General features: G+C 48.7%; 20 protein-coding genes and 1 pseudogene. 20 read left to right on the top strand and 1 reads right to left on the bottom strand.

Annotation, left to right across the window (positions count from 1 at the left end; all coding sequences use genetic code 11):
• Positions 1 to 120: 120 nt before the first annotated feature.
• The 10 genes from B9Y93_RS13370 (at position 121) to B9Y93_RS13415 (ending at position 7,544) form a co-directional block, all read left to right on the top strand.
• On the top strand, positions 121 to 354 hold the full coding sequence (locus B9Y93_RS13370; protein ID WP_085494911.1) for an AtpZ/AtpI family protein: 234 nt from the start codon (positions 121 to 123) through the stop codon (positions 352 to 354).
• On the top strand, positions 347 to 724 hold the full coding sequence (locus tag B9Y93_RS13375) for an ATP synthase subunit I (protein ID WP_085494912.1): 378 nt from the start codon (positions 347 to 349) through the stop codon (positions 722 to 724). Before B9Y93_RS13370 ends, B9Y93_RS13375 begins: the two co-directional genes overlap by 8 nt.
• 32 nt (positions 725 to 756) lie before the next feature.
• On the top strand, positions 757 to 1,509 hold the full coding sequence (atpB, locus tag B9Y93_RS13380) for a F0F1 ATP synthase subunit A (RefSeq protein WP_085494913.1): 753 nt from the start codon (positions 757 to 759) through the stop codon (positions 1,507 to 1,509).
• A gap of 94 nt (positions 1,510 to 1,603) precedes the next feature.
• Positions 1,604 to 1,816, top strand: coding sequence for a F0F1 ATP synthase subunit C (atpE, locus tag B9Y93_RS13385; protein WP_085494914.1), 213 nt, complete (start codon positions 1,604 to 1,606; stop codon positions 1,814 to 1,816).
• Positions 1,817 to 2,030: 214 nt separating this feature from the next.
• A complete protein-coding gene (gene atpF, locus B9Y93_RS13390) occupies positions 2,031 to 2,516 on the top strand; it encodes a F0F1 ATP synthase subunit B (protein ID WP_085494915.1) in 486 nt (161 codons plus the stop codon).
• Positions 2,516 to 3,052 carry a F0F1 ATP synthase subunit delta gene (locus B9Y93_RS13395; protein WP_085494916.1) on the top strand — a complete coding sequence of 179 codons (537 nt, stop codon included), beginning with the start codon at positions 2,516 to 2,518 and terminating at the stop codon, positions 3,050 to 3,052. Before atpF ends, B9Y93_RS13395 begins: the two co-directional genes overlap by 1 nt.
• Before the next feature lie 25 nt (positions 3,053 to 3,077).
• The gene (gene atpA, locus B9Y93_RS13400; RefSeq protein WP_085494917.1) at positions 3,078 to 4,592 is read left to right on the top strand and encodes a F0F1 ATP synthase subunit alpha; all 1,515 of its coding nucleotides are present in this window, start codon (positions 3,078 to 3,080) and stop codon (positions 4,590 to 4,592) included.
• A 107-nt stretch (positions 4,593 to 4,699) separates the two neighbouring features.
• Positions 4,700 to 5,572: an ATP synthase F1 subunit gamma gene (gene atpG, locus B9Y93_RS13405; RefSeq protein WP_085494918.1), complete on the top strand. Its 873-nt coding sequence runs from the start codon at positions 4,700 to 4,702 to the stop codon at positions 5,570 to 5,572.
• Positions 5,573 to 5,650: 78 nt separating this feature from the next.
• Entirely contained in the window at positions 5,651 to 7,057 is a 1,407-nt protein-coding gene (gene atpD / locus B9Y93_RS13410; protein WP_085494919.1) for a F0F1 ATP synthase subunit beta, read from the top strand.
• Between the two features lie 67 nt (positions 7,058 to 7,124).
• A complete protein-coding gene (locus tag B9Y93_RS13415) occupies positions 7,125 to 7,544 on the top strand; it encodes a F0F1 ATP synthase subunit epsilon (protein ID WP_085494920.1) in 420 nt (139 codons plus the stop codon).
• A 181-nt stretch (positions 7,545 to 7,725) separates the two neighbouring features.
• On the opposite strand, the gene B9Y93_RS13420 is transcribed toward B9Y93_RS13415, so the two are convergent.
• Entirely contained in the window at positions 7,726 to 8,379 is a 654-nt protein-coding gene (locus B9Y93_RS13420; protein WP_085494921.1) for an SDR family NAD(P)-dependent oxidoreductase, read from the bottom strand.
• Positions 8,380 to 8,895: 516 nt separating this feature from the next.
• Between B9Y93_RS13420 and B9Y93_RS13425 the strand changes: the two genes are divergently transcribed.
• From B9Y93_RS13425 to B9Y93_RS13470, 10 genes and pseudogenes are all read left to right on the top strand, one after another.
• Positions 8,896 to 9,264 (top strand): NADH-quinone oxidoreductase subunit A, encoded by a 369-nt coding sequence (locus B9Y93_RS13425; protein ID WP_085494922.1) that lies wholly within the window; start codon positions 8,896 to 8,898, stop codon positions 9,262 to 9,264.
• Entirely contained in the window at positions 9,249 to 9,767 is a 519-nt protein-coding gene (locus B9Y93_RS13430; protein WP_085494923.1) for a NuoB/complex I 20 kDa subunit family protein, read from the top strand. The genes B9Y93_RS13425 and B9Y93_RS13430 overlap by 16 nt, the downstream gene beginning before the upstream one ends.
• Positions 9,764 to 10,642, top strand: coding sequence for an NADH-quinone oxidoreductase subunit C (locus tag B9Y93_RS13435; protein WP_244903399.1), 879 nt, complete (start codon positions 9,764 to 9,766; stop codon positions 10,640 to 10,642). The genes B9Y93_RS13430 and B9Y93_RS13435 overlap by 4 nt, the downstream gene beginning before the upstream one ends.
• A gap of 4 nt (positions 10,643 to 10,646) precedes the next feature.
• Entirely contained in the window at positions 10,647 to 11,747 is a 1,101-nt protein-coding gene (locus tag B9Y93_RS13440; RefSeq protein ID WP_085494924.1) for an NADH-quinone oxidoreductase subunit D, read from the top strand.
• The gene (gene nuoH, locus B9Y93_RS13445; protein WP_085494925.1) at positions 11,747 to 12,757 is read left to right on the top strand and encodes an NADH-quinone oxidoreductase subunit NuoH; all 1,011 of its coding nucleotides are present in this window, start codon (positions 11,747 to 11,749) and stop codon (positions 12,755 to 12,757) included. The genes B9Y93_RS13440 and nuoH overlap by 1 nt, the downstream gene beginning before the upstream one ends.
• Positions 12,758 to 12,815: 58 nt before the next feature.
• A complete protein-coding gene (gene nuoI, locus B9Y93_RS13450) occupies positions 12,816 to 13,274 on the top strand; it encodes an NADH-quinone oxidoreductase subunit NuoI (protein ID WP_085494926.1) in 459 nt (152 codons plus the stop codon).
• A gap of 46 nt (positions 13,275 to 13,320) precedes the next feature.
• Positions 13,321 to 13,791, top strand: a pseudogene (locus tag B9Y93_RS13455) (NADH-quinone oxidoreductase subunit J); the annotation flags it as partial.
• 89 nt (positions 13,792 to 13,880) lie between these two features.
• Positions 13,881 to 14,192: an NADH-quinone oxidoreductase subunit NuoK gene (gene nuoK / locus B9Y93_RS13460; protein ID WP_085494928.1), complete on the top strand. Its 312-nt coding sequence runs from the start codon at positions 13,881 to 13,883 to the stop codon at positions 14,190 to 14,192.
• A 25-nt stretch (positions 14,193 to 14,217) separates the two neighbouring features.
• On the top strand, positions 14,218 to 16,107 hold the full coding sequence (gene nuoL / locus B9Y93_RS13465; RefSeq protein WP_085494929.1) for an NADH-quinone oxidoreductase subunit L: 1,890 nt from the start codon (positions 14,218 to 14,220) through the stop codon (positions 16,105 to 16,107).
• A complete protein-coding gene (locus B9Y93_RS13470) occupies positions 16,108 to 17,730 on the top strand; it encodes a complex I subunit 4 family protein (protein WP_085494930.1) in 1,623 nt (540 codons plus the stop codon).
• Position 17,731 lies beyond the last annotated feature (1 nt).

A 17,731-nucleotide genomic window follows, 5' to 3' on the forward strand; every position in this document is an offset into this window, starting at 1 on the left:
ATACAGTGTTACTGTACAGTTGGAACGTTTTCAAAGGCTCAAAAAGAGCGCTGAATAACACGTAACATTCGTTGACAAATGTTTTAATTTTTCGATAAAATGATATGGGAAAAATATCCTATGAAGAAAAAGGAAACAGAGGCGAGTGCCTGGCGTGTTGCTCTTGCAATAGGCGGAGCGGGCTTTACGTTAGCGGGTTATATCGTGGTTGGGTTGCTTCTTGGAAAGTGGATGATGCACCTGTACGAAGGGCCTAAGCTATGGATGGGCATTGGAGCTATCGTAGGGTTTATACTAGGTATTTTGAATATCGTATGGCTGATTAGAAAGTTTGTGGGGGAGCAACATGAATGAGATGCACGCCATTGTCAATGGCACGACAAGAGTTACCTTCCTTCTCATGTCTGCGCTGCTCTTTGGCTATGCATTGTTGCCTGATTATCGCGCCGAAACACTTGGAATGACCTTAGGCTTGGCGGCAGGACTGATCAATGTTAGGTATTTGTCGATGAAGGTTGCTCAAGTGTCCGAGATCGCGACACAATCCAACAAAAAAAGAGTCAGCTTAGGTTTCGTCACCAGATTATGCATTGGGCTGCTAGTCGTTATGTTTGCTGTAAAGTTCGAGCAGGTATCTCTGGTGTTTACGATAATAGGGTTGTTCATGGCCCAGCTTTTGATTTTGGTTGTGGCCCTTGTTTTGAGTTTAAAGAATAAGCATTAACCATCTTATCGGAAAGGGGTGAACACAACGACATGCATGAATCGCCGATAATTGTATTGGGAGGATTGCGTTTTGACTTGTCTGCTATAGGCATGCTGCTTATCACGGTCATCGTGGTCATGGTGCTTGCTAAACTAGCAGTACGCAATCTATCAGTTGAAAATCCAGGCAAATTGCAGAACTTTATGGAATGGGTTGTGGAATTTGTTGAGAATCTAGTTTCTAGTGCAATGGATTTGAAGCATGGGCGCAAGTATATTTCCTTGGGACTGACCTTGATGCTCTTTATCTTTGTATCCAACATACTAGGATTGCCGTTTGCAGTCATTACAGAGGCACACGGTGTTCAGAGTATTTTTGGACAGCCTATTCAGGCCACGCTTACGAATGAGCATGCGCATCTTCTATGGTGGAAATCACCAACAGCTGATCTCTCGATTACTGCCGGTTTAGCCTTTATGGTCTTTGTACTTATCAATGTAATGGGGCTTAAAGATAACCGCAAACATTATTTGAAGCATTATGTAGAACCATTTTGGATCTTCCTGCCGCTTAATATTGTTGAGAACATCGCGAAGCCAGTTGCGCTAGCAATCCGTTTGTTTGCCAACATCTTCGCAGGTGAAGTTATTCTCGCAACCTTAATCAAGGCAAGTGTCTTTGGACTTCCGTTTGTCGCAGCATGGCAAGGTTTCAGTCTTTTCGTAGGCGCCTTGCAGGCTTTCATCTTCACAATGCTGACGATGGTATACATCGGTCAAGCCACCGTGCACGAAGAACATTGATTAACTCTTCCGTTAGATACTAGACGTATCGAAGGTGAGATCAATAAGCAATACCACTATATTATGAAAGATAATTTTGAGGAGGATTTAACTCATGGAAATGTTAGCAGCAGCAATTGCAGTAGGTATGGGCGCATTGGGCGCTGGTCTTGGTAATGGTATGATCGTAAAAAGTACAGTTGAGTCCATTGCTCGTCAACCTGAAGCGAAAAGCGCTTTGCAAACAACAATGTTTATCGGTGTTGGTATCGTAGAGGTTATTCCTCTTGCTGCAACACTTATCGCGTTCTTGATCATGTTCTCTTAATTTAATAGACAACGGTCTGGCGGGGAAGGCCGATGCCATCCGCGCCTTACTTTTATGCAAGTACACATGTGAATGAAGATTCCTGAACAAGTAACGATAGATTGTCTAGATGCGAGAAGCTTCTCCATTCTTGTACAGCTTGTCCGCGAACAGGTTTGGTGAAGCTGCGGCCGGAGGCTGCCTCGCATGATGTTATCGGAAAGGAGTGACTGCATTGAGTTTTGTATGGGAAAATTTCGTCTGGGCTATTGTTGCATTCGGTATTTTGTACTTCTTGCTTTCCAAATACGCGTTTGGCCCATTGTTCTCCGTTATGGAGAAGCGTCGTGAGCTAGTTAAGCAGCAGCTTGACGAAGCTGCAAGCAGTCGCACGCAAGCTCAGCAATATATCGATGAGCAGAAGGAAGCCCTTGCTACAGCTCGTAAAGAGGCTCACGATATCATTGAGCAAGCGAAGCGTAGTTCTTCCCTTCAAGCAGATGAAATCATCGAGAAGGCGAAAGAAGAAACAACTCGCCTTAAGGATAGTGCAGCTCGTGATATCGAGAATGAGAAGGAAAAAGCTATTGCAGCGCTGCGTGGTGAAGTGAGCAGCATGTCCGTCGCGATCGCATCCAAGATCCTGACCAAAGAAATTGACGAGAAGGATCAAACGGAATTGGTTGGCCAATACCTGAATGAGGTAGGGGGCAAACAATAATGAATCGTGAGACCGCTGTTGCAAAACGATATGCGAAGGCACTGTTCGAGCTTGCTCAAGAAAAGAACACGGTATTGGAAACCGAACAGCAGCTTGAATTCGTAGTCCAAGCGATCACTTCTAATCATGACCTTCAATTGCTATTAACAACGCCGAAGATTGACATGGAAGGCAAAATGAACGTTTTGCGTGAAACATTTAAAGATCAAACTTCGGATACGGTTCTAGATACAGTTCAGCTTCTTATTGAGCGTGGACGCATTCAAGTATTGAATGATGTGCTCGATAGCTATGTCCGGATTGCGAGTGCCGCTATAAATGTGGCAGACGCCATCGTGACGTCGGCAGTACCGCTTCCTGATGCTGAAAAAGAATCAGTCGCGGCTACGTTCGGTAAGCAGCTTAATAAGAAGATTCGCATTAAAAACATTGTCGATCCTTCGATTATCGGCGGACTTCAGGTTCGAATCGGAGATCGCCTTTATGATGGAAGCTTGTCCGGCAAGCTGAAGCAACTGCAAAAAATAATGAAATAAGCAAGGTAGAATGGGGTGAAGCGAATTGAGCATTAGACCTGATGAAATCAGCACGCTGATAAAAAGTCAAATCGAGAAATATAAAGCGGAGATCGAAGTATCTGAGATCGGCACTGTAATCTATGTCGGTGACGGTATTGCTCGCGTATATGGTCTCGAACAATGTATGCAGGGTGAGTTGCTCGAATTCTCTAACGGTGTTATGGGTATGGCCCTTAACCTTGAAGAGAACAATGTCGGTGTCGTTATTCTTGGACCTTACACAGATATTCGCGAGGGTGACGAAGTTAAACGTACAGGACGCATTATGGAAGTTCCTGTTGGCGAAGCGATGCTCGGCCGCGTCGTGAACCCGCTTGGTCAGCCAGTTGATGGCAAAGGCCCAATCGAAACAACTGAATTCCGTCCTGTTGAAGCAAATGCTCCAGGTGTTATCGATCGTAAATCGGTACATGAGCCAATGCAGACCGGTATCAAAGCGATTGACTCCATGGTTCCAATCGGCCGTGGACAGCGCGAATTGATTATCGGTGACCGTCAAACAGGTAAGACGGCAATCGCGATCGATACCATCCTTAACCAAAAAGGAAACGGCGTAAAATGTATTTACGTTGCGATCGGTCAAAAGCAATCTACGGTTGCGCAAGTAGTAGAAACCCTTCGCCGCAATGGTGCGCTTGATTATACCATCGTGGTTACAGCTGCTGCTTCTGAGCCATCTCCACTTCTTTACTTGGCTCCTTATGCAGGTTGTGCAATGGGTGAGTACTTCATGTACAAAGGCGGACATGTGCTAGTTATCTATGATGACTTGACTAAACAGGCGGCTGCTTATCGTGAGCTTTCCTTGCTGCTTCGTCGTCCTCCAGGCCGTGAAGCATATCCAGGGGATGTCTTCTACTTGCACTCCCGCTTGCTAGAGCGCGCAGCGAAGCTTAGCGATGAACTTGGCGGCGGTTCCTTGACTGCACTGCCATTTATCGAGACACAAGCTTCCGACGTATCGGCATACATTCCAACAAACGTAATCTCCATCACAGACGGTCAGATCTTCCTTGAGTCAGATTTGTTCTACTCGGGTCAGCGTCCAGCGATCAACGTTGGTATCTCCGTATCTCGTGTTGGTGGTTCCGCTCAAATCAAAGCCATGAAAAAAGTAGCAGGTACACTGCGTCTTGATCTGGCTCAATATCGTGAGCTTCAAGCGTTCGCGCAGTTCGGTTCCGACCTTGATAAGTCCACCTTGTCTCGTTTGAACCGTGGTGCTCGTCTGATGGAAATCCTGAAGCAAGGCGTACACCAGCCGCTTGCGGTTGAAAAGCAGGTTGTCAGCTTGTACGTGGCGACAAAAGGACATATCGATGAGATTCCTGTCCAAGACGTTACACGCTTCGAGCAAGATTTCTTGAAGTTCGTTGAAACAAACTACAGCTCCGTGCTTGACGGCATCCGTGAGACAAAAGATTTGTCCAAGGAAATCGAAGACGGCATCGTAGAAGCTGTGAACCAGTTCAAGAAGGGCTTTGCTGTATCAGCTTAAGGATAGAGCGTGAGTAGGGTAAGGTCGCATAGACCTGCCCGGACTCACAACCGGAACGAGAAGTTTGCTTTGCCTCATGCAAAGCGCTTAAGGCAGGTGAAACGTAAGTGGCTAAAGGAATGCGCGAAATAAAACGCCAAATTAAAAGTATTCAAAGTACGAAGCAGATCACTAAGGCGATGGAGATGGTTGCAGCTGCAAAGCTTCGCCGTGCTCAGGAGCAAGCTCAAGCAGCTCGTCCGTATGCGGATAAGCTAAAAGAGGTTGTGACAAGCATCGCATCCGGCACAAGAGGCGTGTCTCACCCGATGCTCGTGAAGCGTCCAGTGAAGAAGATCGGCTACCTCGTTGTGACTTCCGACCGTGGTCTTGCAGGCGGCTATAATGCCAATATTCTTCGCTTGGTGATGGATACCATTCGTGAACGCCATACATCAAAGGATGAATACGTACTATTTGTTATTGGACGTAAGGGACGTGATTACTTCCGCCGTCGCGGTTTGCCGATCGTGGAGGAAATTACGGAATTGCCAGATTCGCCTACCTTTGCGGATATCAAGACGGTTGCCTATAAAGCAGTGAAGTATTTCGACGAGGGGCAGTATGACGAATTGAATGTATTCTACAACCAATTCGTGAACGCTTTGACGCATATCCCAACTGAGAAGCGTCTTCTTCCACTCGAAGACGATGCAACAGCTCATGAAGGCGATGGCCTTACGGCATCGTATGAATTTGAGCCTTCTCCTGAGGTTGTGCTGGAGCACCTCTTGCCGAAATATGCTGAGACACTGATTTATAGCGCTGTATTGGACGCGAAGGCAAGTGAATTTGGAGCGCGTATGACGGCAATGGGTTCTGCGACGAAGAATGCATCGGAGATGATCTCCAGCCTGACGTTGACGTACAACCGTGCTCGTCAAGCAGCCATTACGCAAGAAATTACAGAAATCGTAGCCGGCGCGAACGCACAAGGCTAATTCGGAATATGCGAGTTTTGATTTAGTATGAATCGATGAACGCTTCTTGCCATCGAATTCATCAGAGGAGGGAACAAGATGAACAAAGGACGCGTGATAAGCGTTATGGGTCCGGTCGTCGACATTGAGTTCGAACGCGGTCAACTTCCGGAAATTTTGAACGCAATCAAGGTTGAGCACAAATCAACCACTCCTGGCGCGCCTGACATCAGCCTGACGCTGGAAGCAGCTGTGCATTTGGGTGACAGCACTCTTCGTTGTATTGCGATGTCTTCTACAGATGGTATGGTGCGCGGTATGGAAGCTGTTGACCTTGGTGCTCCAATCTCCGTACCAGTGGGTAATGTTACACTTGGTCGTGTATTTAACGTATTGGGTAATCCAATCGATAACGTTGGTGAAGTGGTTTCTGAGCACCAAAGCCCCATTCACCGTGAAGCACCGAAGTTCGAAGAACTTTCTACTCAAGCAGAAATGCTTGAAACAGGTATCAAAGTTATCGACTTGCTCGCTCCTTATGCGAAGGGCGGTAAGATCGGCCTCTTCGGTGGTGCAGGCGTAGGTAAAACCGTTACGATTCAGGAATTGATCAACAACATTGCGCAAGAGCACGGCGGTATCTCCGTATTCTCCGGTGTTGGTGAGCGTACTCGTGAAGGTAATGACTTGTACCACGAGATGAAGGATTCCGGCGTAATCAACAAGACGGCGATGGTATTCGGTCAGATGAACGAACCACCAGGTGCTCGTCTTCGTGTAGCCTTGACAGGCCTTACTATGGCGGAATACTTCCGTGATCAAGAAGGCAAAGACGTATTGCTCTTCATCGATAACATCTTCCGCTTCACACAAGCAGGCTCCGAGGTATCCGCGTTACTTGGCCGCATGCCATCTGCGGTAGGTTACCAGCCAACGCTGGCAACAGAGATGGGTCAGCTTCAAGAGCGTATTACATCGACAAAAAAAGGTTCTGTAACCTCTATTCAAGCGATTTACGTTCCTGCGGATGACTATACCGATCCAGCGCCAGCAACGACGTTTGCTCACTTGGATGCAACAACGAACTTGGAGCGTAAGATCTCCGAGATGGGTATCTTCCCTGCGGTAGATCCACTCGCTTCTTCTTCTCGTATCCTGACTCCAGACGTTGTCGGAGAAGAGCACTACAATGTAGCTCAAGGCGTTAAACGCCTTCTTCAACGTTACAGAGAGCTTCAAGATATCATCAATATCTTGGGTATGGACGAGTTGTCTGAGGAAGATAAGCTGACTGTTGCACGTGCACGTAAAGTTCAGCGCTTCTTGTCCCAGCCGTTCCACGTAGCGGAGCAGTTCACTGGTCTTGCTGGTAAGTATGTGCCCGTTAAAGAAACGGTTCGCAGCTTCAGAGAGATCCTGGACGGCAAACATGACGACTTGCCAGAAGCGGCATTCTTGTTCGTTGGTTCGATCGAAGAAGCTGTGGAGAAAGCGAAGACGCTGTAAGGCGTTAGCGTGACGTGATACGGTCTGCATCTCCTATTAGATGTGGAACGGAAGGAGGAAACCGCAGTTGAGTACCTTTTTGTTAGAAATCGTTACTCCTGAACGCAAAGTATTCGCTGAACAAGTGGATATGGTTGTCGTCAAAGGCGTTGAAGGTGATCTTGGTATTATGGCGGGTCATATTCCTTTAGTAACGCCGCTTCGAATCTCACCAGTGAAGATCAAAATGAACGGCAAGGATACATGGCTTGCGGTTCACGGCGGCTTCATTGAGGTTGGCCAGCAGAAGGTCGTCATCCTTGCTGAAAGCGCAGAGCTGCCAGAAGATATCGATGTCGATCGTGCGAAGGCAGCGATGGTTCGTGCGGAGCAACGCCTGAAGATGAATGAACGCAGCAAGAAAGACCACGTCGACTTCCGTCGTGCTGAAGTGTCTCTTCAACGTGCGCTTACGCGTATCGAAGTGACGAAGCATACGAAGCGTTAAGACGTTGTTTATAGCAAAAGAGACGGTATGCCTATCATAAAGATAGCAATGCCGTCTCTTTTTTGTATGTGCTCCTTCGGGAAGAGAGCGCATGTTATAAGCCTGAATGAATATAGCTAATCAAGCAATCAGGTTTTCAGGTTTAAATAAAATAAGTTCATGGTGTGTCAGCAAGAACACACTAAGGCTTCAATTGCACCTCTGCTTCTTTTTTCTCCATATGCATGCGGTAGAACGCATCTCCGATTGTCGATGAATCAAAAGGCGTCCCCTCTTGCACAAATCCGCATATCGTTAACGTTCCGGCATATAGTCCAGCTTGTTTCAGCTCTTCATGAAGACTGAGTGCGAGACTGCGAAGTCCTGATTTGCCGATGCCAAGTGAAGCTAGCGTTGGTGTTGGATGCAGGGCTTGACCACCGCCTGTGAGCAGAATGGAGCCTGTGCCGCGTGCTTTCATGTGTGGCAGTACAGCTTGAACCGAGGTCACAGCGCCAAGCACATTGACCTGGAAGTCCTGCAGCAGATCTGATGTCGAGACTTCAGATGGATAACCTGGCGTATGTGAGGAAGCGTTATAGACAAGTACATCAGGAACACCGCTTCTCTCAAGCAGATCCGCAAGAGCGGCCGACAGCTGATCAAGCTGACCGGAATAAGCGACCACACCGTCTGCTTGGATGTTATGCTCTAGTAAAGCTTGCTTCATGTGCTGAAGGGTAGATTCATCTTTGGTAATAAGGACAGGCGTATAGCCACGCTTGCCGAATGTTCTAGCGATGCCAAGGCCGATACCGCAGCCTGCGCCAACGATCCAAATGGATGGTTGATTCACTGGATTCAACTCCTTGCAAATAGACATGATGTATTGAATATTGTAAACGAACGAATGCGATCCTTCAAAGACAATGATTACAAAAAACGCATCAGCCGATATTTGGAAAAATATTTAAAAATAAGTTTCAAGATGGTTGACAGGCAAGTGGAGCATTTAGTATACTGATCTCAGTTAATATTGATAATCATTCTCACATATAGCTTGAGGTGTTATCGCGTTGACTACGTTCTTGCGGACGTTCCTCCGGTAAGGTACGTCATGCAGTTGGTTGGTTGTAGTTCCTCATCCTCCATTGGATAGCCGTGTAGAGACACGGCTCTTTTTTTTGCCCATTTTAGATACCTTTCCCCTCAATTATAAGGAATTCTTATCCCGATTACGCTTCCCATTCATAAACAGAAAGCCTGTTCATATAGTATAAGAGGCAACCAAAAGTCAGGTAGGGCACGCCGCAGGCTCTAAAAGGAAAAGGCCATTCGTGCTCTTCGTGATATGCAAGATGGGGGAGATGCGATGGAATACTTGAATCATTATGTCATTGTGGTCATTTTCGTAGCTTTAGGAATCTTGCTGCCAGTCATAGCACTGACGGCAGGCAGGTGGCTTCGTCCTCACAAGCCGACAGAAATGAAGAAGACTACCTATGAGAGCGGAAATGACCCGGTAGGAGTAGGACAAGTCAGGTTTAATATTCGCTACTATGTATTTGCGCTTATGTTTGTCATTTTTGATGTAGAGACGATATTCCTGTATCCATGGGCCGTTGCGTATAAGCAGCTAGGATTATTTGTGTTGTTAGAGATGCTCATTTTTGTTCTGCTTCTGCTCGTTGGATTGGTATATGCCTGGAAGAAGAGGGTGTTGACATGGAATTCTCATTAGAATCTTTAGCGCCTGAAGAGAGACAGCAGCTTGAACAGAATGTATTTTTAACGACACTGGAGCAGGTAAAGGGCTGGGCTAGAAGCAATTCAATCTGGCCGTTAACGTTCGGACTCGCCTGCTGCGCAATAGAAATGATGGGAACGGGCGCCTCTCATTATGATCTCGATCGCTTTGGGGTGATATTCCGGACGTCTCCTCGGCAATCCGATTGCATGATTGTGGCAGGTACAGTGACCAAGAAGATGGCGCCTCTGCTTCGACGGCTGTATGATCAGATGCCTGAGCCAAAATGGGTCATTGCGATGGGATCTTGCGCTACAGCCGGGGGACCCTATGTCAAATCCTATGCTGTCGTTAAAGGGGTGGACCAAGTTGTCCCTGTCGATGTGTACATTCCCGGCTGTCCGCCGAATCCGGCTGCGCTTATTTATGGTATTCACAAGCTTCAGGAGAAGATCCGCTATGAGGCGAAGACAGGAAAGCGGGTGACCGCAACGTGAGTGAAGACAAGAATCAACGCGAAGAAAAAGATCATAAGCAGGAACAAGAGCAAGGTCACAAGCTAGAACAAAAGAGTGAACCTTCAAGTACACCTCATGAACCATCACACGAGCCACTTCAGCAAGAAGCAATATCCTCAAGTACGCAAGATGTACACTCACAAGCCATAAGCCAAGAGGAAAAAGTAGAGACAGCAGCGCTCCATGAAACCGCTAACCTAGAGCAGAAACAAACACCGCCTAAGCCCCCTGCTAACGCAACCGATACGGAAGCTGCCAAGGACAAATCGAAGAATGATACGAAGGCAACACCAACACCTACAGGATCGGCAAAAGAACGACCAGCCAAGCCGCCGAGGGCCGCGAAGTCAGCAGAAGCAGTGCCTGAGGAGCCATCTCCTTTACAGCCATTGCTGGATCAGCTGTTGGAGGGCATCAAGCGAGAAGTGGCGGAATCGGCCGTGCAGTCAGCTGGCATTAATCAGAAGAATGGTCATTTGATCACGCTTGTGGTTGCATGCGAGCATTGGCTGCGCTTAGCCGAGTGGCTAAAGCATGATCCAGCCTGGCAGTGTAATTATTTGCGGAATCTATCAGGTGTGGATCAGGAGAGCTATTTAGAAGTGGTCTACCATTTAATCGGACTGTCTACGAGAAGAGAGGTAGCCATCCATGTGAGGGCGGATTGCGACTCTCCGAGTATTCCTTCCGTGACCTCCCTATGGGAAGCTGCAAATTGGAATGAACGAGAGGTTTATGATCTGTTCGGCATCCATTTCTCCGATCATCCGAACTTAACGCGAATCATGATGCCAGATCAATGGGTCGGTCATCCGCTGCGCAAAGATTATGAGCCGCTCGATTCGGAGGTATAGCACAATGATACGTACAGAAGAACTGCTGCTGAATGTTGGACCACAGCATCCGAGCACACATGGCGTATTTCGCATCATCGTGAAGCTCGATGGCGAGGTAATCACGGATGCAACACCCGTAATGGGGTACTTGCATCGGGGTACGGAGAAGCTGGCTGAGAACTTAAACTACACCCAGATTATCCCGTATACGGATCGGATGGATTATGTCTCAGCGATGACTAACAATTATGTGCTGGTTCATGCCGTCGAGAAGCTTATGGACATTGAAGTGCCGGAGAGAGCCGAGTTTCTTAGGCTTATAGTCATGGAGCTGCAAAGAGTAGCTAGCCATCTCGTATGGTGGGGGACCTATTTGCTGGACATTGGCGCGATGAGTCCTTTTTTGTATGCATTTCGTGATCGGGAGATCATCGTGGATTTGTTCAATGAGCTGTGCGGGGCGAGATTGACCTATAACTATATGCGAGTAGGCGGAGTGAAATGGGATGCTCCAAGCGGGTGGATCGATAAGGTGAGGGACTTTATTCCGCACATGCGAAAAAGGCTTGATGAGTATGATCGACTCGTCAGCGGCAATGAGATCTTCCTCGCTCGCATTAAAGGAGTCGGACAGTATGATCAGGAGACGGCCATTAACTATGGCCTAAGCGGAGCCAATCTGCGGTCGACAGGAGTGGACTGGGATCTTCGCAGGGCAGAGCCATACAGCCTGTATCCACGATTTGAGTTCGATGTTCCGCTTGGCTCGAAGGGAGATTGCTATGACCGTTATGTGATTCGCATCCAAGAGATTAAGGAAAGCCTGCGTATCCTGGAGCAGGCTGTCGCTCAGTTTCCATCCTCAGGGGAGACGATGGGCAAGGTGCCAAGGGTGATTCGTCCGCCCGAAGGCGAAATCTATGCTCGCATTGAATCTCCACGAGGGGAAATTGGCTGCTATATCATCTCAAAAGGAAAAGCAGAGCCTTATCGCTTGAAGTTTAGGCGCCCTTCCTTTGTGAACTTGCAGATTCTGCCGAAGCTGCTGATCGGAGAAACCATGACGAACCTGATTACGATCCTGGGCGGTGTTGATATTGTCGTTGGAGAGGTGGACTGCTGATGAATGAGCTCATTCAACAGACGTTTACATGGCAGAACGGATTGATTTTTCTGGGATGGGGCATTGTCTTCTTATTCATCGTATTGGGGTTTGTGACCTACGCCATCTATTTTGAACGCAAAGTGATTGGCTGGATGCAGTACCGTCATGGGCCGACTCGATTAGGTCCATTCGGCATGTTCCAAACGATCGCAGATATTTTCAAACTGCTGATTAAAGAAGATACCATTCCTAAAAAAGCAGATCGGGCGCTGTTTATTCTGGCTCCAGTGATTGCTTATGTCCCAGCCTTTGCCGTACTGGCGACCATTCCTTATACCTCCACACTGGGCTTTGCTGATCTGAATGTAGGGCTGCTGTATTATGCGGCATTGTCGAGTATTTCGACGATTGGCATTGTGCTCGCAGGGTGGGCTTCGAATAACAAGTATTCCTTGCTTGGCGGGATGCGTTCCGCTGCCCAAATGATCAGCTATGAGATTCCGCTGGTGCTGTCCGTAGTCGGCATCATTATGATGAATGGCAGCTTGAGTCTTCGAACGATCGTTGAAGGACAGGGCAGCAACTTCTGGGAATGGAATCTGTTCCCGCAGATCGTGGGTTTCATGGTGTTTGTCATCGCGGCTGTCTCGGAGCTGAACCGTACCCCCTTTGATCTGCCTGAAGCTGAGTCAGAGCTTGTTGCGGGCTACCATGTCGAATACAGCGGGTTTCGCTTTGCTTTCTTTATGCTGGCGGAGTATGTGTATGTCTTTGCGATATCTGCGCTAACCACCGTTTTGTTTCTCGGAGGATGGCATCCGCCGCTTGCTGCGCTGGATGTGATTCCAGGGCTGCTATGGTTCGTGCTGAAGTTCTCTTTTTGTGTCTTCTTCTTGTTCTGGCTGCGTGCGACACTGCCGCGTATCCGAGTGGATCAGTTGATGAGCTTGGGCTGGAAGGTGCTGCTGCCGATTGCGTTAGCCAATATTTTTGTAACGGCTGTCTGTCTTGAGATTTTTAGCAAATAGATCCCATTCAAACATTCAATGTATAGGTTAACTCCTCTACGAAAGAAGGGGTGAAGGAATGAAAGGCTTGATCCAAGGGCTTGGAGTGACGCTTAAGGCATTGACGTCAAAAAAGGTCACCTACCGTTATCCAGATGTGCCATTGACGATGCCAGACCGCTTCCGAGGAATTCAGTATCTCGACCCTGACAAATGCATTGTGTGCAACCAATGCGCAAGAATTTGCCCTACGGACTGCATCACGTTAACAGGCAAGCCCAATCCGGACCCTGAAGCAAAGGGAAAGGTTGTCGATACATTCGATCTCAACTTTGAGACCTGCATCTTATGCGATCTGTGCACAGAGGTATGCCCGACAGAGGCCATCGTCATGACGAATCAATTCGAGCTTGCGGCATACAGCCGTGATGACTTATTCAAGGATCGCAAGTGGCTGAGCGAGAACACCTCCCTTATTCGGCAAGACAATAATGGGGCTTTTATGCTGCCGAAGGGAGGCGGCAAGAAGGATGCCTGACCTGGACCTGGACCTAATCTTGAATGGACAGACGATTGCGTACTTTATGCTGGCCATCTGTGCGATTGTGGGCGCCATTCTGATGATCAGCTTTACGAAAGTTGTGCACATGGTCGTGTCGCTAGCCCTCGTTTTCTTGAGCCTTGCCGGCATCTATCTGCTGCTGGAAGCAGAATTCGTAGCCTTCGTGCAAGTACTGGTATATGCCGGAGCCATCTCTATTCTGATGATCTTTGGCATTATGATGACCCGGCATGACAGGCAGGAGGAGCATATGGTGAAGCGCGCACGTTCCTTTGCGGCCTTGATTGGCTGCGGCGCTTTGTTCGCAGTGCTGTTCTTGGCCATTCGAGGCACAGCCTTCATTGATCCAGAAGCCCAGCCGCTAGCGGAGAACAATACGCTTCGCATCGGCGAGCTTTTGTTTACAGAACATGTCATTCCCTTTGAGCTGCTGTCTGTTCTGCTTACAGTCGCTTTTATTGGGGCTATCGTTCTGGCGAAGTCGGATCACGAGGAAGGCTCGTCTAGCTTGCCTAAAGAAGAAACGCCTGTTGCTAAGTCGGCGCCTCTTGTCCCAGATCGGAAGGGAGAGGAGGAATTCCAATGAGTTCGATGCTGGCTTCTTTTTTAACGCTGGCGGCGATATTGTTTACCATCGGATGCTATGGCGTGTTGACGAAGCGCAGTGCAGTCATTGTGCTGTTGTCGATTGAGCTGATGCTGAATGCCGTCAATTTGAACCTGATCGCCTTTTCCAAATACGGAATCATCCCAAGTCTAAAAGGACAAGTGTTCTCCTTGTTTACAATCGCAGTTGCTGCTGCTGAAGCCGCTGTGGGCGTCGCAATTCTTATTGCCTTATATCGCAAGCGCGGTACGGCCAATGTCGATGAGTATCATGAGCTTCAGTCATAAGTAAAAGGTGAAGGGAGGTGCAAGAATGGAACTTATATTCGCGCCTTACGTATGGATGGTTCCAGCCATTCCTTTAGTATGTTTTATCCTGCTTCTCCTGCTGCGGAGCGTCTTAGCTGGCCGTAGAGCGGCTATTGCTGGCACCATAGGGTCATCCCTTTCGTTATTGCTGGCCTTGTTCATTCTCATTGAACAGCTGCCTTCAGGGTCTGATACCCTGACTTGGACGTTTGAATGGCTGCATATTGGGGAGATCGTTATCCCGCTTGGATATGAGCTCAATCATTTGAATATGCTGATGCTCATTGTGATTACCGTTGTGAGCCTGCTTGTCCACTTGTACTCCATCGGCTATATGGCGAAAGATAAAAGACTGCCAACCTACTATGCCTATTTAGCCTTGTTCACAAGCGCGATGCTGGGGCTGGTTCTGGCTCCGAATCTCATTCAATTGTTCGTTTTTTGGGAGCTTGTCGGCGTATGCTCTTTTCTCTTGATTGGATTTTGGTATGAGCGGGAAGCCGCCAAAGCTGCGGCAAAAAAGGCATTTATGGTTACCCGTGTCGGAGATGTGGGCTTATTTATCGCGATCTTGCTGTTGTACTGGCATATGCCTAATCATTCGCTCGATTTCTCTACCCTGGCCTTTGTCTTTGAATCTTCTTCGACATTAGCGCAGCATGGGCTTTCCTTAGGGCTCGCGACATGGATTGGCTGCCTGCTCTTTGCAGGGGCAATCGGCAAATCAGGCCAGTTTCCCCTTCATGTCTGGCTGCCTGATGCGATGGAAGGGCCTACTCCGGTATCAGCCCTTATTCACGCTGCGACCATGGTGGCCGCAGGTGTGTATTTGGTTGCGCGGACCTTCGATATATTCCGTGTATCGGAGACAACCATGACGATTGTGATGATCATTGGCGGGTTTACCGCTCTCTTTGCAGCGACGATCGCATTGGTGCAGAAAGATTTGAAGCGAGTGCTTGCATATTCGACCATTAGTCAGCTGGGTTATATGATGCTGGCCTTAGGACTTGGCTCTGCTGCGGCAGCAATGTTTCATTTGTTTACCCATGCTTTTTTCAAAGCGCTGCTATTCCTTGGGGCTGGAAGCATCATTCATGCAGTGCATAAACAAGACATTACGGAGATGGGCGGCCTTGGCCGCAAGCTCAAGGTGACCGCCTGGACATTTGCTATCGGCATGCTCGCTCTAAGCGGCATCCCTCCTTTCTCGGGCTTCTGGTCAAAGGAGGTTATTCTCAGCTTGGCATGGGAGCAGCAGAAGCTGTGGTTTGTGGTCGCAATCCTTACCGCTTTTTTAACGGCATTGTATATGGCGAGAATGTTTTTCCTTGTGTTCACAGGCAAAAGCAATTCCGACAAGGCGTCGCCGGACATCCATGAAGCGCCGCCTGTGATGACGATTCCGCTCCTAGTCTTGGCAGTGCTGAGCCTTATATCTGGCTTTGTATACACTCCTTTTGCGCCATGGCTGGAAGGATGGCTTGGGGTTGCCTCGTCAGAGGCACACGGTCCAGTCTGGATCATGATCGCGTCGACCCTGATGGGACTCATAGGTTTATTCATTGGATACTGGCGATACGGTCCCGCCCGCAAGCCGATCCCTACCTCTAGAACATGGGTGTATCGGATGCTTGAACGAAAGTATGGCGTGGATGAGTGCTATCGGTGGGTCATTATTCGTCCAGTTCATGCTGCAGCCAGCGTGTGTCTTGCACTGGACCGCTTCATCATATCTGGCTGCGTTCGGCTGCTTGAACGGGTGGTTATGCAGTTTGGCAGCGGGTGGCAGCGTATCCAGCAAGGACAGCTTCAAACGTATGGCGTTGTTTCCTTGTTTGGATTTGCCGTGCTTGCGGTGTTATTGTTCGCTTTGCGAAGGGGGTTCTGGTAAATGCTGCAGGAATGGTCGCAACTGCCGTGGTTGTCCCTCATCGTCTTCTCGCCAATCCTCGGTGTCATTGTATTGCTTCTTGTGCCGAAGGATAGACGTCGCTTCATTCAAGTCATTGGCGCAGGTACTGCTTTGATTTCGCTTTTGCTGTCTCTATTGGTCTATATCGGTACTCGTAATGCCGGTATGGTGCAGGCGTTGACTGAACGCTATGATTGGATATCCATTCCGCTTAATCTGGATCTTGCAAGGCCCCAGGGCATTGCTTCTTGGTCTTTTCAGATTCCGTATCATTTGGCGATAGATGGCTTGTCTCTGCCGCTGGTCCTGATGACGGCCATCATTGCCTTTGGAGCCGCATGTGCCTCTTGGAGCATTCGCCATCGCTTGAAGACATATATGATCTGCTTTTTGCTGCTGGAAGTAGGCATGCTCGGCGTGTTTATGGCTCGGGATTTGTTTTTATTCTTTATGTTCTTCGAGTGGACCCTCGTTCCGCTATTTTTCCTGATCGGAATCTGGGGAGGCATGAAGCGGGAGCAGGCGGCAAATCGCTTTCTAGTCTATAACGGCATAGGTTCTGCTTTGATGCTTGTTGCCTTTATGATCATTACAGCAACAGCAGGCTTTGGCATTGATCCTGCTGCATCTCACAAAGGGCAGTTTATCTACAGTGGGGAACTGCCTTTCTTGCTGCAGCAGCTTCAGCAGCAAGGCTCGCTTGCGATGATGCAGCTGCCAGACAATCCGTTCTACCTCTCTGAAGGCTGGAAGATGGGGGCATTTGTCCTGCTGCTCATCGCCTTTGGCATTAAGCTGCCGATGTTTCCTTTTCATACTTGGATGCTGCGTGTGCATGCGGAGGCCCCTGCTCCGATTGTCATGCTTCATTCAGGCGTACTGCTTAAAATGGGGGCTTATGGCTTGATTCAATTCGGCATGGTTTTGCTGCCAACACAGATGGCGGCATTCGCAAAGTTCATTGCGGTGCTGGGCGTTATCAACATTCTGTATGGAGCGCTCCTTGCGCTCGTTCAAAAGGAGTGGCGGCTTGTGCTCGCTTATTCCAGCATGAGCCACATGGGCTTTATCCTCTTTGGAGCAGCAGCCATGAATGAGATTGGGCTTCAAGGCGCGGTTCTGCAAATGGTATCCCATGGCTTCATATCCGCTCTATTCTTCCTGCTCATTGGCGCGCTGTATGAACGAACAAGCACGACTCGCCTTGGCGAGCTTGGGGGCTTGGTAGCTTCTGCGCCATGGCTAAGCGGTCTCTTGCTGCTGGCGGGTCTTGCTTCGCTCGGGCTTCCAGGCTTGTCGCAATTCCCTGCAGAACTGCTTGCTCTAATTGGCTTGTTCGACAGCATGCCGATCCCTGCGATCCTAGGAGCGCTCGGACTCGTCCTGAGTGCGGCATATGTTCTTCGCGCTGTCCTTCGCACGACATATGGAACGCCATCTCGGGGCAATGAGCGGCTCTATGATCTACGATCTATCGATGCGGTGCCAGCTGTCATGCTAGGAATCGGCATCATCATCCTTGGCATCTGGCCGGGACTCGTGCAGGCGCCTATCGAAGCAGGCATCGAGCAAGTCATACATGTACTAACGGTGAGGGGGTAAG

This window comes from Paenibacillus aquistagni (genome assembly GCF_900177815.1).
GTDB lineage: Bacteria > Bacillota > Bacilli > Paenibacillales > Paenibacillaceae > Paenibacillus_B > Paenibacillus_B aquistagni.

Excerpts from the sequence above, each read along its gene's own strand:
- B9Y93_RS13370 (WP_085494911.1), top strand. The coding sequence starts at position 121 with ATGAAGAAAAAGGAAACAGAGGCGAGTGCCTGGCGTGTTGCTCTTGCA.
- atpB (WP_085494913.1), top strand. The coding sequence starts at position 757 with ATGCATGAATCGCCGATAATTGTATTGGGAGGATTGCGTTTTGACTTG.
- B9Y93_RS13430 (WP_085494923.1), top strand. The coding sequence starts at position 9,249 with ATGGAATTCTCATTAGAATCTTTAGCGCCTGAAGAGAGACAGCAGCTT.
- atpE (WP_085494914.1), top strand. The coding sequence starts at position 1,604 with ATGGAAATGTTAGCAGCAGCAATTGCAGTAGGTATGGGCGCATTGGGC.
- atpD (WP_085494919.1), top strand. The coding sequence starts at position 5,651 with ATGAACAAAGGACGCGTGATAAGCGTTATGGGTCCGGTCGTCGACATT.
- B9Y93_RS13395 (WP_085494916.1), top strand. The coding sequence starts at position 2,516 with ATGAATCGTGAGACCGCTGTTGCAAAACGATATGCGAAGGCACTGTTC.
- nuoH (WP_085494925.1), top strand. The coding sequence starts at position 11,747 with ATGAATGAGCTCATTCAACAGACGTTTACATGGCAGAACGGATTGATT.
- nuoK (WP_085494928.1), top strand. The coding sequence starts at position 13,881 with ATGAGTTCGATGCTGGCTTCTTTTTTAACGCTGGCGGCGATATTGTTT.
- nuoL (WP_085494929.1), top strand. The coding sequence starts at position 14,218 with ATGGAACTTATATTCGCGCCTTACGTATGGATGGTTCCAGCCATTCCT.
- B9Y93_RS13440 (WP_085494924.1), top strand. The coding sequence starts at position 10,647 with ATGATACGTACAGAAGAACTGCTGCTGAATGTTGGACCACAGCATCCG.
- nuoI (WP_085494926.1), top strand. The coding sequence starts at position 12,816 with ATGAAAGGCTTGATCCAAGGGCTTGGAGTGACGCTTAAGGCATTGACG.
- B9Y93_RS13470 (WP_085494930.1), top strand. The coding sequence starts at position 16,108 with ATGCTGCAGGAATGGTCGCAACTGCCGTGGTTGTCCCTCATCGTCTTC.
- B9Y93_RS13375 (WP_085494912.1), top strand. The coding sequence starts at position 347 with ATGAATGAGATGCACGCCATTGTCAATGGCACGACAAGAGTTACCTTC.
- B9Y93_RS13425 (WP_085494922.1), top strand. The coding sequence starts at position 8,896 with ATGGAATACTTGAATCATTATGTCATTGTGGTCATTTTCGTAGCTTTA.